Annotated in this window: 10 protein-coding genes; all 10 read left to right on the plus strand. The window is 41.5% G+C overall.

The window, feature by feature from the left end; all coding sequences use genetic code 11:
* The first annotated feature begins 6 nt into the window (after nucleotides 1-6).
* The 10 genes from ACI6NM_RS14825 (at nucleotide 7) to brxL (ending at nucleotide 16,322) form a co-directional block, all read left to right on the plus strand.
* Entirely contained in the window at nucleotides 7-612 is a 606-nt protein-coding gene (locus tag ACI6NM_RS14825; protein ID WP_438500976.1) for a BrxA family protein, read from the plus strand.
* A gap of 11 nt (nucleotides 613-623) precedes the next feature.
* Entirely contained in the window at nucleotides 624-1,184 is a 561-nt protein-coding gene (locus ACI6NM_RS14830) for a BREX protein BrxB domain-containing protein (protein ID WP_438500977.1), read from the plus strand.
* 13 nt (nucleotides 1,185-1,197) lie between these two features.
* Entirely contained in the window at nucleotides 1,198-4,746 is a 3,549-nt protein-coding gene (gene brxC, locus ACI6NM_RS14835; RefSeq protein WP_438500978.1) for a BREX system P-loop protein BrxC, read from the plus strand.
* A 10-nt stretch (nucleotides 4,747-4,756) separates the two neighbouring features.
* Nucleotides 4,757-8,296 (plus strand): BREX-1 system adenine-specific DNA-methyltransferase PglX, encoded by a 3,540-nt coding sequence (pglX, locus tag ACI6NM_RS14840; protein ID WP_438500979.1) that lies wholly within the window; start codon nucleotides 4,757-4,759, stop codon nucleotides 8,294-8,296.
* Nucleotides 8,297-8,309: 13 nt separating this feature from the next.
* A complete protein-coding gene (locus ACI6NM_RS14845) occupies nucleotides 8,310-9,014 on the plus strand; it encodes a DUF3800 domain-containing protein (protein ID WP_438500980.1) in 705 nt (234 codons plus the stop codon).
* A gap of 13 nt (nucleotides 9,015-9,027) precedes the next feature.
* Nucleotides 9,028-9,630 (plus strand): hypothetical protein, encoded by a 603-nt coding sequence (locus ACI6NM_RS14850; RefSeq protein ID WP_438500981.1) that lies wholly within the window; start codon nucleotides 9,028-9,030, stop codon nucleotides 9,628-9,630.
* A gap of 173 nt (nucleotides 9,631-9,803) precedes the next feature.
* Nucleotides 9,804-10,013: a DUF3791 domain-containing protein gene (locus tag ACI6NM_RS14855; RefSeq protein WP_438501112.1), complete on the plus strand. Its 210-nt coding sequence runs from the start codon at nucleotides 9,804-9,806 to the stop codon at nucleotides 10,011-10,013.
* A gap of 46 nt (nucleotides 10,014-10,059) precedes the next feature.
* Nucleotides 10,060-11,532: an RNA-binding domain-containing protein gene (locus ACI6NM_RS14860; RefSeq protein WP_438501113.1), complete on the plus strand. Its 1,473-nt coding sequence runs from the start codon at nucleotides 10,060-10,062 to the stop codon at nucleotides 11,530-11,532.
* A 9-nt stretch (nucleotides 11,533-11,541) separates the two neighbouring features.
* On the plus strand, nucleotides 11,542-14,184 hold the full coding sequence (gene pglZ, locus ACI6NM_RS14865; protein WP_438500982.1) for a BREX-1 system phosphatase PglZ type A: 2,643 nt from the start codon (nucleotides 11,542-11,544) through the stop codon (nucleotides 14,182-14,184).
* 20 nt (nucleotides 14,185-14,204) lie between these two features.
* A complete protein-coding gene (brxL, locus tag ACI6NM_RS14870) occupies nucleotides 14,205-16,322 on the plus strand; it encodes a protease Lon-related BREX system protein BrxL (protein ID WP_438500983.1) in 2,118 nt (705 codons plus the stop codon).
* The last annotated feature ends 3 nt before the right edge of the window (nucleotides 16,323-16,325 follow it).

Raw genomic sequence — 16,325 nt, forward strand, 5'->3', positions numbered from 1 at the left:
GGGAACATGGATCATTCTTATCCTTATATTGCATCTTTGACCAGAGAGCCGTTCCTTTTTTATGAAATGCGTTCCACTGCAAAGCTTATGTCAGAAGGAATTTCCGATGATGCGATTGTAAAAGAAATTGTAGAGCAGAATCTTTTTCAGTATCCAACTGAAAAATCTATTACACGCATGGCGAAAGCCTGCATCAAACGGCTTCATGCACTGGATGATGATTCTCTGGTTTTTGCGATTGCGTCACAACCAACGGATGTAGCAAAACAGATTTGTCTGTATGCATTGATGAAGCAGAACCGGCTGGTTTGGGAATTTATGCTGACAGTCATTGGTGAGAAGTACAGATTAAGGGACACGTCTTTTGGTAAGATTGATTCGAATACATTTTTTATGCGCTTGCAGGAGCAGAATGATACCGTGGCTTCCTGGAGCGATACTACAATAACAAAGTTAAAACAGATTATTGCCAGAGTGCTTGTCGAAACAGAATATCTCGATAATCTCAAGGCAGATCATTTGAATCCAGTATGGCTGCATCCTGTTTTGGAAAATGCCATTAGAAGCAATGGCGATACGGCGATACTTCCGGCGTTTAATTGCTTTGTGTAGGAGGTAACTCGATGAGAGAAATAAAAGAGCGCCTGGACAAAGTTCGGGCATTGATCCAGGAATCAGAGTTTCTGGAAGGCAAAGGACTCAGCAATGAAGTGAATATCAGAATCTTTTGTTATGAACCTGAAAATGAAATGGTTGTCCGCCATTTTGTAAATCAGCTGGAAACAGATCAGTCCTTAGATTGCCATTTGATTGTTTGTAATTTATATAAAATATTTCTTTCTATCTGCGATGATATGGACATCACAGATGCAATTCCCGATATGGAAGAAGTTGACGGAAGTGCTTATCTTCTGGAGCAGCTTAACTCCGCAATCGGAAATAGAGAGTTTATTGATAAAATTCAGTATGAACCACATAAACCGGGCGATGTACTGATGCTGACGGGGGTAGGTGAGGTATTTCCATTTATGAGAATCCATACGTTACTGGAAGCCTTGCAACCGTATTTTTCGGATGTTCCGATTTTGGTGATGTATCCGGGTGAGTTCGATGGTCGTCATGTAAAACTGTTTAATCGTCTGGCACCAAATGATTATTACCGGGCATTCAATGTTATAGACTAAGGGGGATAAAGCCATGATGATTCGAGATATGTTTGCGGATGACATTAACCGTAAAATCAATGGTGTAATTAAAGTAGATCAGGCTGCTGATGATGTAATCGAGCAGGAGTTAAATGAATATGTCATTACCAGAGAATTGAAGAAACACTTCATTACGTTCTTCAATTATTACGGTGATGCTTTTGACCAGCCTACGGCTGATATGGGTGTTTGGATTTCCGGTTTCTTTGGAAGTGGTAAATCTCACTTCCTGAAAATGCTTTCCTACCTTCTGGAAAATAAAGAGGTAAAAGGTATCCGCAGTGTAGAACGTTTCCGTAAAAAGTTTGAGGACGATCCGGCAACCTTTATGCTGATTGACCGTGCAACGAAGGGACAGACGGAAACCATTCTTTTCAACATTGATATTGAAGGTTTCAGCAATAAAGACAAGACTGCCGTACTTCGTGTATTTGCAAAGATGTTCTACAACCATCTGGGATTTTACGGTGAAAATCTGAAAGTTGCCATGATGGAGCGTTATATTGACCAGCAGGGAAAAACCGAGGAGTTCCGCAGAGTTTTTGAAAAAAAGAAAGGCAAGTCCTGGTTGGAAATGCGTCGTGCCTTTGCTTTCAATGGCAAGTTCATCATCCCGACACTGATGGAAGTTCTGGATATGAGTGAGGACGATGCCAAGGCATGGTTTAATGATAAAACTGCAACAGAAATTTCTATCGCACAGCTTGTGGAAGATATGAAAGCCTATGTGGATACCAAGCCTGCCAACTTTCGCCTACTGTTTATGATTGACGAGGTTGGTCAGTATGTGGGAACAGATACGGATATGCTTTTGAATCTCCAGTCTCTGACTGAGAAAATCGGAAGTGAGTGCGAAGGCAAGATTTGGGTAATCTGCACCGGGCAGGAAGCCATTGATGAAATCATTAAAGTTCGTGCCGATGAGTTCTCCCGCATCCAGGCTCGTTTCAAAACAAGACTGAGCTTATCTTCTTCCTCCGTAGATGAGGTCATTCAGAAGCGTATTCTGAAAAAGAAACCGGAAGCAGCCAAAGACCTGGAAGGTGTTTATGAGCAGAACGATTCTGTTCTTCGCAACCTGTTCAGCTTCAGCGGTTCTATTCTGGATATTAAAGGTTATTCCGGTCCGAGAGAATTTACCGAGAACTTTCCGTTCGTGCCGTATCAGTTCATCATTATGCAGAAGGTGTTTGCTGAAATCCGAAAACACGGAAATTCCGGCAAGCACCTGTCCGGTGGTGAGCGTTCCATGCTGTCCGGTTTCCAGGAAGCTGCACAGAAAATTCAAGAGAAGGATGAATTCGCACTTGTTCCGTTCTTCCGTTTTTATGATACCGTACATACTTTCCTGGACGGTTCTATCCGCCGGGTAATCGAGCGTTGCCAGAAAGCTGCTGACAACGGCGATGGCATTGAACAGCAGGATGTGGATGTACTGAAATTGTTATATTTGATTCGCTATATTGATGATATTCCTTCCAATCTGGACAATATCGTTATCCTTATGGCAGATGATATTCGTGTGGATAAGATTATCATGCGTGAAGCTGTCCGTGGATGCCTTGATCGTCTGATGAGCCAGAATTATATCGGCAGAACCGGTGATACCTATAACTTTCTGACCGATGAAGAACAAGACATTCAGCGTGAAATCAGAGACACCAATGTGGATACCGCATCTATTGTAGAGCGTATCGCCCAGATGATTTACGGCGACATTTTCACAACTAAAAAGTTCCGTTATGGAAAATATGACTTTGCTTTTGATCAGATGGTAGATGGCATTACGGTTGGAGTGGCAACAGGTGGTATGCGTCTGCGTTTCCTGACCGTTGCTACCGATGCCATTGAAAAAACAGATTACCGACTGATGGCAGAGTCCAAAGGTAATGAAGCAATCGTGGTTCTGGCTGATACGCCTTATTATGAATCTCTGGAATCTGCCATGAAGATTCGTAAGTATGTAAAGCAGAGAAATGTAAGCCAGCTTCCTAAGAGTGTGCAGAAAATTATCAGTGATCAGCAGGACGAAGCCGGAAAATATGAGCTGAGTGCTATGACCGAATTGCAAAATGCCATTGAAGGGGCGCAGTTCTATGTAGATGGTGAGCATTTGGAAATCAAAGCCGGAAATGCCAAGAGCAAGATTGACCAGTCTCTTGAATATCTGGTTGCTCATGTATATAGCAAGCTCGACCTGATTACAGATAATGCAGGCAGTGACGCAGATATTATTGCGATTCTGACAGGTGCGGTAACAGCACTTCCGGGCATGGAACCGAACCGGGATGCAGCTTCTGCCATGGAAGAATATCTGGAAATGCAGGATGCGAAAAAGCTGCCGACTTCTATGGCAGATGTGCAAAGCAAATACAGTGCGATTCCGTATGGATGGAAAGAAATCGACATTGCTGCGGTTGCGGCACAGCTGATTTATTCCCAGAAAGTAACCATCAAGTACGCAGGCAATACCATTCAGCCGGATGACCCGAAACTACCGGATATGCTCCGCAAAAAGAGTGAGATCGGTAAGACTTCTATCAGTAAGCGTAAAACCATTTCCGCAACGATGCTGCGTGATGTGAAATCAATGCTCCGGGATTATTTCGATGTTATGGATGTACCGGATGATGAAGATGGTCTGATTCGCTTTGTGACTGAGAAATTCAGTGAACAGCGTGATTACTATGCTTCTCTGGATGCCCGTTATGACGGACATAAATACCCGGATCGTGCGTTGGTACAGACTGCTATTCAGCTGATGGATGATGTACTTTCCCAGAAGAAAGACAACATTGCCTTAATTGAGCGTGTGCTGAAAAAAGAGGATGCTCTCTTTGATAACAAAGAAGCCATGAGCAACGGCATTGAAAACTTCTTCAAAACCCAGGTAACAGTATTCGACCAGGCAGTACAGTTTGAAAAATCTCTGCATGATGACCTTGACCGTATTGCAGAAAATGAGGAAGCACACAAGGCACTGAATACCATCCGTTTGATTACCATGGTTCAGACCGGAAGTAAGTTCAACTATAATCGGATTCGTGAACTGAATCCGTTGATGGATACGGTTCGCACTGCCCATGACAAGATGTTGGAAGAAAAACGTGCCGAGGTTCTGGAAACGGTTCGTCAGTGTATGGAAGCAACTCACACTGCCGCAAACGGCGATTCCAAGGCATCCCATCTGATTGAAAAGTCGGACAGATATTTCAGCCAGTGCAAGGAGAAAATCGCAGAATTAAAGAGCCTTGCTCTTTTGGATGCCATGTTCCTGCCGATGTGCCAGTATAAGGATGATACGGTCAGCAATATCGAATCTGTTCTGGCTCCGCCTGCACCAAAGCCGCCAGTACAGCCGATACAGCCGGGAAAAGAAGCAGCTCCGGCAAAGAAGAAAGTGGTTCGTGCCTATAACCGACAGGTTGTATTCCAGGCAAAGACTTTACAGACGGATGCTGATATTGATGATTATGTAGAGAAGATTCGTTCTCAGCTGAAACAGTTGCTGAAGAATTGCGACGAGATCAAGCTGAATTAAGGAGACGAGTATGGATAAGAATGCAATTAAAAAATTTGCTGTCTGGGCAAGAACAGAGCTGATCGCCCGTGTTTCCCTGAAAGGTGTGGAGTACGGTATCACAGAGGACAACATTGAGGATGCCAATGCGGACAGCGTTGGCGGCAAAGTCCTCACCGCTGATGAAAAGAAACAACGTCAGGCTTTGATTGCCGAGATTAACGATAAAGGCTATAAACAGGTCATGGAGGAGGTTGCCTATACTTGGTTCAACCGCTTCTCTGCTCTGCGATTCATGGAAGTCAATGGCTATCTTCCTTCCCATGTGCGTGTATTCACGGACGAGGAAAACAACTTTAAGCCGCAGATTATAGCCGAAGCTATTCATCTGGATTTGGCTGGATTGGATATGGAAAAAGTCTATGAGCTGAAAGATGCAGAAAAGACCGAAGAACTGTATAAATATCTACTGATTGTCCAGTGCAACGCTCTGAATAAGATTCTGCCGGGAATGTTCCAGAAGATTGCGGATTATACTGAGCTTCTTCTGCCGGACAATCTACTCCGTGAAGGCAGCGTCATTCAGCAGATGATCGAGCTGATACCGGAGGATGACTGGAAGGATGCTGTTCAGATCATCGGCTGGTTGTATCAGTATTATAACAGCGAGAAAAAAGACGATGTTTTCGCAGCACTGAAAAAGAATGTGAAAATCACAAAAGAAAACATCCCTGCAGCAACTCAGCTGTTCACACCGGACTGGATTGTTCGCTATATGGTAGAGAACAGCCTTGGTCGCCTGTGGCTGGAGGGACACCCGGATGTGAAAGAACAGCTTTTACCGACAGAGGAAGAACAGTCTGCTTATGCTGCCGGAAACCGTGACCCGGAAGATACCAAATGGCATTACTATCTGGAAGAAGCCGAGCAGGAGCCGGAAGTGCAGGCACAGCTTGCCGAGATTCGCAAGGAATACGCCGCACTGACACCGGATCAGCTGAAGGTCATTGACCCATGCTCCGGTTCTGGTCATATTCTGGCGTATATGTTCGATGTGTTGATGAAGATTTATGAATCCTACGGCTATACCACCCGTGAAGCGGTGGCAAGCATTGTGGAGAACAATCTTTATGGTTTGGATATTGATGACCGTGCGGCACAGCTGGCTTACTTTGCGGTAATGATGAAAGCCCGTCAGTATGACCGCCGCTTCTTCAGCCGTGGCATTCAGCCCCATGTGTATACCATCGTGGAGAGCAATCATGTAGATAAATTTGCTGTGGACTATTTTTGCAATGGCGATGCGAAGCTCACAACAGCGATGGACACTCTTATCAAAGAATTGCATGATGCAAAGGAATATGGCTCAATTCTGACTGTAACACCACAGGATTGGACTGTGCTGTATGAACGTTTTGCAGAGATTGCGGAAGATATAAATATGTCCCGTGAAACGGCATTGAGAGAATTGCTGCCGTTGGTACAGGTGGCAGAAGCTCTGGCACAGAAATATGATGCGGTTGTGACGAATCCGCCGTATATGGGTGCATCTAATATGAACCCGAAGCTGAATGAGTTTATTAAAAATAATTACGCAGATTATAAAAGCGATTTCTTCTCTGCATTTGTCATTCATGCTTCTCAAATGACAAAACAGAGTGGTTACTGTGGATTCTTTACGCCTTATGTTTGGATGTTCATTCAGAGCTATGAGAAAATGCGTAATTATTTATATCACCAAGCAACCATTGAAGCACTGATTCAGTTTGAATATTCTGCATTTGAAGAAGCAACGGTTCCTGTATGCACTTTTGCTTTCCAAAATCGCCATGTACAGAAAAAAGGCTGCTATTTGCGACTTGTAGATTTCCGTGGAGGTATGGAAGTTCAGAGACAGAAGACATTGGAAGCAATCGAAAACCATGATTGTGGATTCTATTATGAACAAAGTGCTGATAATTTTTCTAAAATTCCGGGAAGTCCAGTGGCGTATTGGTTGTCGTCGAAAGCGGTTACGGCTTTTGAAAAGGGAAAAGCACTTGGAAAATTAGAAAACGTATGTGGTGGATTAACAACAGGTGATAATAATAGATTTTTACGTCTATGGTATGAGGTGGATTTGCCTTTAATTTCTTTTAATACAAATTCGATGCAAGAAACGGAAGAAATAATATATACATGGTATCCGATGACTAAAGGCGGCGATTATCGTAAATGGTATGGCAACAATGAATATGTGGTTAATTGGAGAAATAACGGGGAAGAAATTAAGTATTGGGTTACACATAATCCCAAAGATCCAAATACTAAACATTGGTCAAGGAGATTATTTAATACAGAGAGTTATTTTAAGAGAGTAATTACATGGTCAGGAATTTCAAGTGGAGCACCATCCATGCGGATTGCAGACCATTCAATTTTTGGTAGTGGTGCTAAGGCAATAGTGCCAGAAGGAAAAGACGAATTTTATATTGCATATTTAAACTCTATTGTAGCACTAATGTATTTAGGGGCTTTAAGCCCGACTCTTAATTATGAGTCAGGGCATATTGCTTCATTGCCAGTCATTATATCAAACGATGACAGAATATCTAATATTGTTAAGGAAAACATAAAAATATCAAAGCATGATTGGGATGCCTTTGAAACCTCATGGGACTTCCAACACTATCCACTGCTTCGCAAAGTTCCTACCATTGCTGAAGCCTTTACCCAGTGGCAGACTGAATGTGATGACCGCTTCAACCAGCTGAAAGCCAATGAGGAAGAACTCAACCGTATTTTCATCGACATTTATGGCTTGCAGGACGAATTGACACCGGAGGTTGAGGATAAGGATGTCACTGTCCGCAAGGCTGACCTTGGCAGAGATATTCGCTCTTTTATTTCCTATGCGGTTGGCTGTATGTTTGGTCGCTACTCTCTGAATGTGGATGGTCTTGTCTATGCAGGTGGAGAATGGGATAACAGCAAATATAGTTCTTTTGCTGCGGATAAGGATAATATTATCCCGATTTGCGACGATGAATATTTTGAGGATGATATTGTCGGTCTGTTCGTGGAATTTGTGAAAACTGTTTACGGTGCAGATACACTGGATGAAAACCTGAAATTCATTGCTGACGCTCTGGATGGCAAGGGTCAGCCAAAAGAGGTGATTCGGAATTATTTCTTGAATGACTTTTACAAAGATCATTGCAAAATTTATCAGAAACGTCCGATTTACTGGTTGTTTGACAGCGGTAAGAAGAACGGTTTTAAGGCTCTGATTTATATGCACCGCTATCAGCCGGACACCATTGCCCGTATCCGTACCGATTATGTGCATGAACAGCAGGCCCGTTATCGTACTGCCATTGCTGATTTGGAACAGCGTATTGCTAACGTGTCTACTGGTGAGCGTGTGAAGCTGAACAAAAAGCTGACAACCTTGCAGGCACAGGATACCGAGATTAGAACCTACGAAGAAAAGATTCATCACCTTGCCGATCAGATGATTTCTATTGATCTGGATGATGGCGTGAAAAAGAATTATGCAATTTTCCAGGATGTTTTAGCTAAAATAAAGTAAGGGAGGGCGGACAATGTTATATACTGTATTTTGCGATGAGAGTTGCCATTTGCAGAAGGATAATTCTTCAATTATGGTTCTTGGGGCAATGTATTGCTTAAACGAAAAAAGGAAACAAATATATTCGGATATTCGTGCAATAAAAGAAAAGTATGGTCTGAATAGTCGCTTTGAAATTAAATGGACAAAAGTTTCTGAGTCAAAAATAGAGTTTTATCTGGAATTACTTGAGTATTTTTGGGGAAATAGTGATTTACATTATCGTGGGTTGGTAGCTACAGGAAAAGATAAATTGAATCACACAAAATATAATAATGATGATTATGATTTGTGGTATTATAAAATGTACTTTAGAACACTGGATCCGATTATCCGACAAGAAAATGAGTATCACATTCTGGTTGACATAAAAGATACAAAAGGAGGTAAGCGTATCCAAAAATTAAAGGAAGTCATGTGTAATAATATTTATGATTTTAACGGAGAAGTAATTACACATATTGGACAGATTAACTCTGCGGAATCAGAAATTTTACAATTGACAGATTTGTTGAATGGAGCACTGGCATATCATTACAGAAATCTGGAAATTGAAAGTATGGCGAACAAAGGGAAAATTGAGTTTGTAAACGCATTACAGAAAAAACAGAATATTGATAAATCAACAGCTCGTTATGAATCAAAATTTAATTTATTCGTTTGGGAACCAAGGAAATAGGAGGAAAATACAAATGAAAAAGAAATTAACTCCTATTGCTATTGATAGAGCATTAGAATTATCTGAAATGTTTGATAATTGCCATAACAGATTTAAAGAAACCATTGCAACGAAAGACAGACCCCTATTTCAAGGTATGGAAATTTATGTGCCTTTAAAATGGATAGAAAATAAGGCAGAAATATTTTGGCATTCTGCAAGTATAGAGCAGAAAGCAAAACTTGATATAAAACCATGTACAAATGATATTTCATCTGCATTTTGTTCGGAAAATTGTATTTCAGGAACAGAAGTGATTACAATGAATGATGGAAATGTCCGTGCAAAATGTTTGTATCGTGCATTACGTGTAGGGTGGATTAAAGAAGTTATTGAACTGTATAATGAAAACGACGTACGGGTAAAATATTGGGAAAAAATAAATTCTAAAAAGAAAAAACGTTTGTACTTACGTTATCAGGAAGAAGAATTAGATTATCTGATTGTATTTGAAAAGAAAAGCGAAAAAAGGGTGCAGTTGATAACAGCTTATCCAGTATTTTTTGTAAGTGCCAAGAAAGATTATGAAAAAGATTATCAAAATTACATAAAAGAGATTGAAAAAGAAACAAAATAAAAAACCGGTAATCGCAATGCGAAAACCGGATTCTCCTTCTAAACGTGTTAGATGAGTTACTATTATTATATGCGTTGTAAGGGAAAAAGTCAATGTAAAAAGGGAAAATAGTTCTGGTAAAAGAACGGAAAGGTTTGCATATGATGACAGATCCCAAAATTAAAAATACGACTATGACGGCAAACCCGATTTTACTTCAGAAAAAATATGCTCGTGTCATTGAGTGCTTTGCCAAACAACAGGGACTTTCGCTGGATGAGGCATTGGGATTATTTTATCATTCCGAAGTCTATCAGCTAATGCGAGACGGTGTTTCTGATATGCACTGTATGAGTGATCTGTATCTTGCAGAGGAATTAAAATTGGAATATCAGATGAAATAATAAAAAGGCTATGATTTACATAGCGAGTTGAGAGCGAGGTGTTATGATGACCATAGAAGAAATTCTTGCAGGAGAATCGAAGAATGTGGAGTTCAAAGAGAACTTGCCAGAGAAAAGCATCAAATATATGAAGTCTGTGGTTGCCTTTGCAAATGGAACCGGAGGAAAAATCATCTTCGGAATTGCCGATAAAACCAGAGAGGTTGTCGGTTTTGACAAGGAAGAGGTATTCAAGAAAATGGATGCCATTGCCAATGCCGTATCGGACAGCTGTGAACCGGCAATTATCCCTGATATCACTTTACAGACGGTTGATGGTAAAACGGTTATTGTGGTAGAGGTTTCTGAGGGCAGACAGCGCCCATATTATATAAAAGCTCTTGGCAGAGATGGCGGTGTATATGTCCGTGTTGCAGGAACTACACGTCTTGCCGATGAGTATATGATAAAAGAATTATTGTTTGAGGGCAGTAATCGTTACTATGATCAGGCTTTATGTACTGGGTTAAATGTTACAGATGAAGATATTGATGCCCTTTGCAAAGCTATGAAAGAGCAGGCTGTCAGAAATGCTCGTACAGAGGAACAGAAAGTATCGATTAAAGATGTGGGAAGACAGCAGTTGCGCTCCTGGGGCATTTTAATTGAGCGTGATGGAAAAGATTATCCATCTAATGCATTTGCTATTTTGACTGGTAACGGAGGACTTCATGTTGCAACACAATGTGGTGTGTTCAAAGGGACAACAAAAGCAGTATTTGTTGACCGTAGAGAATATACAGGTCCGCTTTGGGAACAGATAGACGAAGCATTTCAGTTTGTCCTGAGAAATATTCATTTGGGTGCTACTATTGTGGGAATTTATCGCCAGGATGTTTATGAGATTCCACCGGATGCCATTCGTGAGTTGATTATCAATGCGATGGTACATCGTAGTTATCTGGATCATGGTACGATACAGGTAGCGGTATATGACAACCGATTGGAAATTACTTCTCCAGGAAAGTTGCCAATGGGACAAACGATGGAGCGTATGAAAGAAGGCTATTCTAAAATCAGAAATGAAGCTCTTGCTTATGCGTTTGCTTACATGAATCTGATCGAGCATTGGGGAAGCGGCATTCCGAGAATTATAGACAAAGTAAAAGCTGCCGGATTGCAGGAGCCGGAGTTTATTGGTGGCGAAGTTGATTTGCGTATCAATATTTATCGAGGTCAGGTTGATACCAATAACGCCATAATTAACGCCAATGACACTAAAAATGGCGCTAATGGCGTTAAATGTGGCGCTGATGATGGCACTAATGGCGCTGAAGTGCCGCTTAATAAGGAACAGACGCAGATAGAAAAATTGTTGCAGATTATAGAGAAGAATCCATCTGCAACACAGGCATATTATGCAGAAAAAATGGGTATATCGAAAAGAACGGTTTCTCGAATGTTTGCTTCTTTACAGGAAAAAGGTAGATTGGTGCAGGGCGGAACAAAACGAAAAGCAAATTGGAAAATTATAAGGTAGGAGGACAGCATGGATACAGATAAAATAATACAAGATTTAAATCGCAGGTTTGCTGCACCTCTTCCTGAGTTTTATCAGCGTCGTATCATTTTCTGGTACGATGAAGATAAGGAATTTGAGGATAAACTGGATGAAGTGGTTTTGGAAAATGCAAAGGTGATTGCGCTGACTGGAAATAATGCGTTTTCTGTAAAAAAAATGCTTTCAGTAGATGATTTGACCACAAATTATCTGGTTTACAGTCCGTGTGTCTATAACCGCCCAGATGATAACTGGCTTCTGGATGTGGAGCTTTACAGCGAAGAGTTTCGGGCGGATCTGATTTCTATCTGGATGGATGAGATGGGACTTATATCAAATCCGGCAATGAGGAAACAGGTTAAAAATTATCGTGCTTACTTCAATGCGAAAGACCGTCGTTTGAAAGTTAGCACGCAGAATAAAGTTCCGGAAACACCGGCACAGTTGCACATGGCTGTCATGGCGGCAATCTGTGGATTGAAAGATGCACAGCCTAATATGATTCTCCGTAGTGTGTTCCAGGCGGGACTGGATTTGAATAATAATACGGTTTATCAGGATTTTGTAAAATATCATGCGGACGCAGCATTTTGGGCGATGGTTCGTCAGGGATGCGGATTTATGGAGGAGGAACCAGACCTTGGGCGATTGGCAATTCATCTACTTTTAACCGCGGCGACCCGTACCATGCGGCAGGAATATCTTGCCGGACTGGACGGTTTTATTTCCATGCCACATCAGGCATATTGCTATGATTTTATTTCTGAATGGCTTCATAGTGACAACATTCCGCAATTATATGATGTGGCACGTTATGTTGAGGATGAAGCTCGTCTGTATCAGCGTTTTGAAAAGCTGACAGTAGAAGATTTGGTAGGAACAGAGTGCTTTCCGTGTATTAACGAAGTAATTCTGACAAAGCTAATGACAGAGATTAGTGACCATATTATTGATGTGGATATCATTACGAATACCGTTGAAAAACGTAGAACTTGTGTATGGTATGAGCCATTTGAGAATTTTTATGACGGTATCTTACAAGTGGCGAATATGCAAAGTTTCTTTAAGGAACATTCTGCCGGATTCCATACCGCAGAAGCGAAAAGTATCTGGAAAGAATATACTGAGAGCTACTATCAGATGGACACTTATTACCGTTTGTTCCATCTTAGTTTTCAAAAGAGTTTGGAGACTTCCAATATTCTGCTGGATGATTTGTTCAAGCATGTTGTCGATAAGGTGGAAGGACTTTATACGCACTGGTTCTTAGGTGAGTTGGGCAACAACTGGTCGGATGTATGTGCGGATGAACTGGCAACTTACGGTAAAGTTCTGGAAGTACCTCAACAGGAGGATTTTTACCGTTCCCGTATCCAAACCTCGGATACGAAAGTATTTGTAATTATCTCAGATGCCATGCGTTATGAAGTGGCAGCTACGATGGCAGATCAGCTTCAGCGAGAAACGCAAAGTAAGGTTTCTATCAGTAGTATGCAGAGTATCTTCCCTTCTACTACAAAGTTTGGTATGGCAGCTTTGTTGCCGCACAAAGAACTGACAGTAGAGGTTCGGAACGATATTTTGACGGTTTTGGCAGATGGACAGTCTACGGCAAGTACTTATAGGGATAAGGTTCTGAAAACAGAAGATTCGGCAAGCGTGGCTTTAAAGTATAATGACATCATTGCTATGAAACGAGCGGAAAGAAGTGCTTTAGTAAAAGGTATGGATGTGGTCTATATTTACCACGATACCATAGATGAAGCCAGCCACACTTCGGATACTGCTGTTTTTGCTGCGTGTGACAAGGCGATTTCAGAATTGAAGAACCTCGTGCGTATCATTGTAAATGAATTTGGCGGAACGAATATTTTAATTACGGCAGACCATGGATTTCTTTATACATACAGTCCTTTGAAGGAAGAGGATAAGGTAGATAAAAGAGGCTTTTTTGATGTGGATGTAACAAACTCTGACATTACAAAAAAAGAAAGTATCAAGCGATGTGTGGAGTATGGCAGAAGATATGCAATTATGCAGAAGGGTGTGCAACCAGATTACTTGATGCCTGTAAAATTCTTGGGCGGAAATACGGAATTCGATGGATTTGCACCGAGAGAAAGTATTCGTATCAAAATGAATGGCGGCGGTATGAATTTTGTGCATGGTGGTATCAGTTTACAGGAAATGGTTGTTCCGGTGATTGAGTATCATTATCTCCGCAATGATTCTATGGAATATAGGCGAAATAAGCAGAAATATGATACCAAACCGGTAACGGTCAATTTACTGTCCGCAAACCGTAAAATCAGCAATATGATTTTTTCGTTGAACTTCTATCAAAAAGATGCGGTCAGTACAAATCGTGAAGCAGCAACCTATCAAGTTTATTTTACAGATGAGGACGGCAAACAGATTAGTGATATTCAGAAGATTATTGCAGATAAGACCAGCGATAACGGTTCAGAAAGAACTTTTCGTTGTCAGTTTAATTTGAAATCTCTGAAATACAGCAATACAGCTACTTATTATCTGGTAATTGCAGATGAGCAGGGATTACAGCTGCCACAGCGGGAGCCATTCCAAATTGACATCGCCTTTGCGGTGGACGAGTTTGATTTTTTTAGTTAATGCCGCAGGAGGAGAGAAAGATGGAGCAATTTGCAGAGGGTGAAAGTACCCGTGAAGAAATAAAGAACAAGCTCCGTCAGAACTTTGACGGTAAGATTGTTCGGAAAGACCTGACAAAGAAAATTAAAGAAGGGGCGAATGTCCCAGTGTATGTTCTTGAGTTCTTGTTGGGACAGTATTGCAGCTCAGATGATGAGACTGTTATAGAGAAAGGCGTACAGAATGTGAAGCGTATTCTTGCTGACAACTTTGTACGCCCGGATGAATCACAGAAAATTCTGTCTCAGCTGCGTAAAAAAGGTAGTCACACAATCATTGATATGGTGACTGTTCGATTGGATATGAAAAAGGATTGCTTTTTTGCAGAGTTTTCTAATTTGGGCGTTGGTAATGTACCGATTGCCGATGAATATCCAGAAAAATTTGATCGCCTGCTCTGCGGCGGTATCTGGTGTATTGTTCAGCTGGATTATGAGGTTGAAGGCGACAATAACTTTGGTATTGAGGACATTGATGGAAATCCGCTTCGTTCCAAACAGAAAAAGCAGAAAGATATTTCACCAATTAGTATCCGTAAGTTGACACCAATCCAGATGCCACACATTGATATTGATGAACTTAAGCAGGGACGAAAGGCTTTTACGAAAGATGAATGGCTGGATATTCTTCTTCGTTCTATCGGCATGGAGCCAGATGAATTTACATATCGTGAGAAATGGCTGCTCCTGACCCGTATGATTCCATTAGTTGAAAACAACTTTAATCTTTGTGAGCTAGGACCGAGAAGTACCGGTAAATCTCATCTTTACAAAGAGATTTCACCGAACAGTATTTTGATTTCCGGTGGACAGACGACGGTTGCAAACCTGTTTTACAATATGGGACGAAAAACGGTCGGACTGGTCGGCTTATGGGACTGTGTAGCCTTTGATGAAGTGGCTGGTATCAAGTTTAAAGATAAAGATGGCATTCAGATTATGAAGGATTACATGGCATCCGGCTCTTTTGCCCGTGGCAAAGAAGAAAAAGCTGCTACTGCGTCCATGGTATTTGTGGGAAATATCAATCAGAGTGTGGACGTGCTGTTGAAAACGTCCAGTCTGTTTGCACCTTTCCCGCAGGAAATGGGAACAGATACAGCATTTTTTGATCGTATGCATTGTTATCTTCCAGGATGGGAGATACCGAAGTTCAGACCGGAGCATTTTACCGATGATTACGGTTTTATCAGTGACTATTTGGCAGAGTTCATCCGAGAGCTTCGCAAGGAGCAGTATGGAGATGCACTTGATCACTACTTCCGCTTGGGGAGAAATCTGAATCAGCGTGATACAATTGCGGTTCGTCGTATGATAGACGGTTATCTGAAGTTGATGTACCCAAATGGTGAGTTTACCAAAGAAGAACTGGAAGAAATTATTCAGATTGCATTGGAAATGCGTCGCCGTGTCAAGGAGCAATTGAAGAAACTGGGCGGTATGGAATTTTATGATGTAAACTTCTCTTATATAGATCTAGAAGATATGTCAGAACATTATGTTTCCGTACCAGAACAGGGTGGTGGTAAGCTGATACCGGATGGAATGTGTAATCCGGGACAGGTTTATACCGTATCCAGAGGAAAAAGTGGCATGATTGGTGTATTCCGTTTGGAAAGCCAGATGCTTCCAGGTAGTGGCAAAATTGAACGGACTGGCTTAGGCAGTGATTCTAAATGCAAGGAAGCGGTGAACACGGCATTTAATTATCTGAAAGCCAACGGCAATCGGATCAGTGGCTCTATCAGCACATCGACCAAAGACTACATCATCAATTATCAGGATTTGCAGGGTATCGGCATGACAGATAAACTGGCACTTCCAACATTGATTGCACTTTGTTCGATTGCCCTTGGAAAGCCTGTTGTCAGCAACTTGGCAGTGTTGGGAGATATTACAATTAGTGGCACAATGATAAAGGTAGATGAACTTGCCAATACGCTTCAAGTATGCCTGGACAGCGGTGCAAAGAAGGTGCTGATTCCGAGTACCTCATTTGTTGATTTTGCAAGCGTTCCGGCTGATCTGATGAGTGCATTTCAGCTGATTCCGTATCAGAGTGCGGAAGATGCAGTGTTTAAGGCGTTGGGGGTAGAGTAATAT

Source organism: Pilosibacter sp. YYHA0881, from assembly GCF_051602715.1.
Classification (GTDB): domain Bacteria; phylum Bacillota; class Clostridia; order Lachnospirales; family Lachnospiraceae; genus Alitiscatomonas; species Alitiscatomonas aceti.

What these genes read in the sequence shown, in the direction of transcription:
- ACI6NM_RS14855 (WP_438501112.1), top strand. Translation starts at nt 9,804, where the DNA reads ATGACGGCAAACCCGATTTTACTTCAGAAAAAATATGCTCGTGTCATT.
- pglZ (WP_438500982.1), top strand. Translation starts at nt 11,542, where the DNA reads ATGGATACAGATAAAATAATACAAGATTTAAATCGCAGGTTTGCTGCA.
- ACI6NM_RS14830 (WP_438500977.1), top strand. Translation starts at nt 624, where the DNA reads ATGAGAGAAATAAAAGAGCGCCTGGACAAAGTTCGGGCATTGATCCAG.
- ACI6NM_RS14850 (WP_438500981.1), top strand. Translation starts at nt 9,028, where the DNA reads ATGAAAAAGAAATTAACTCCTATTGCTATTGATAGAGCATTAGAATTA.
- ACI6NM_RS14825 (WP_438500976.1), top strand. Translation starts at nt 7, where the DNA reads ATGGATCATTCTTATCCTTATATTGCATCTTTGACCAGAGAGCCGTTC.
- ACI6NM_RS14860 (WP_438501113.1), top strand. Translation starts at nt 10,060, where the DNA reads ATGACCATAGAAGAAATTCTTGCAGGAGAATCGAAGAATGTGGAGTTC.
- pglX (WP_438500979.1), top strand. Translation starts at nt 4,757, where the DNA reads ATGGATAAGAATGCAATTAAAAAATTTGCTGTCTGGGCAAGAACAGAG.
- brxL (WP_438500983.1), top strand. Translation starts at nt 14,205, where the DNA reads ATGGAGCAATTTGCAGAGGGTGAAAGTACCCGTGAAGAAATAAAGAAC.
- brxC (WP_438500978.1), top strand. Translation starts at nt 1,198, where the DNA reads ATGATGATTCGAGATATGTTTGCGGATGACATTAACCGTAAAATCAAT.
- ACI6NM_RS14845 (WP_438500980.1), top strand. Translation starts at nt 8,310, where the DNA reads ATGTTATATACTGTATTTTGCGATGAGAGTTGCCATTTGCAGAAGGAT.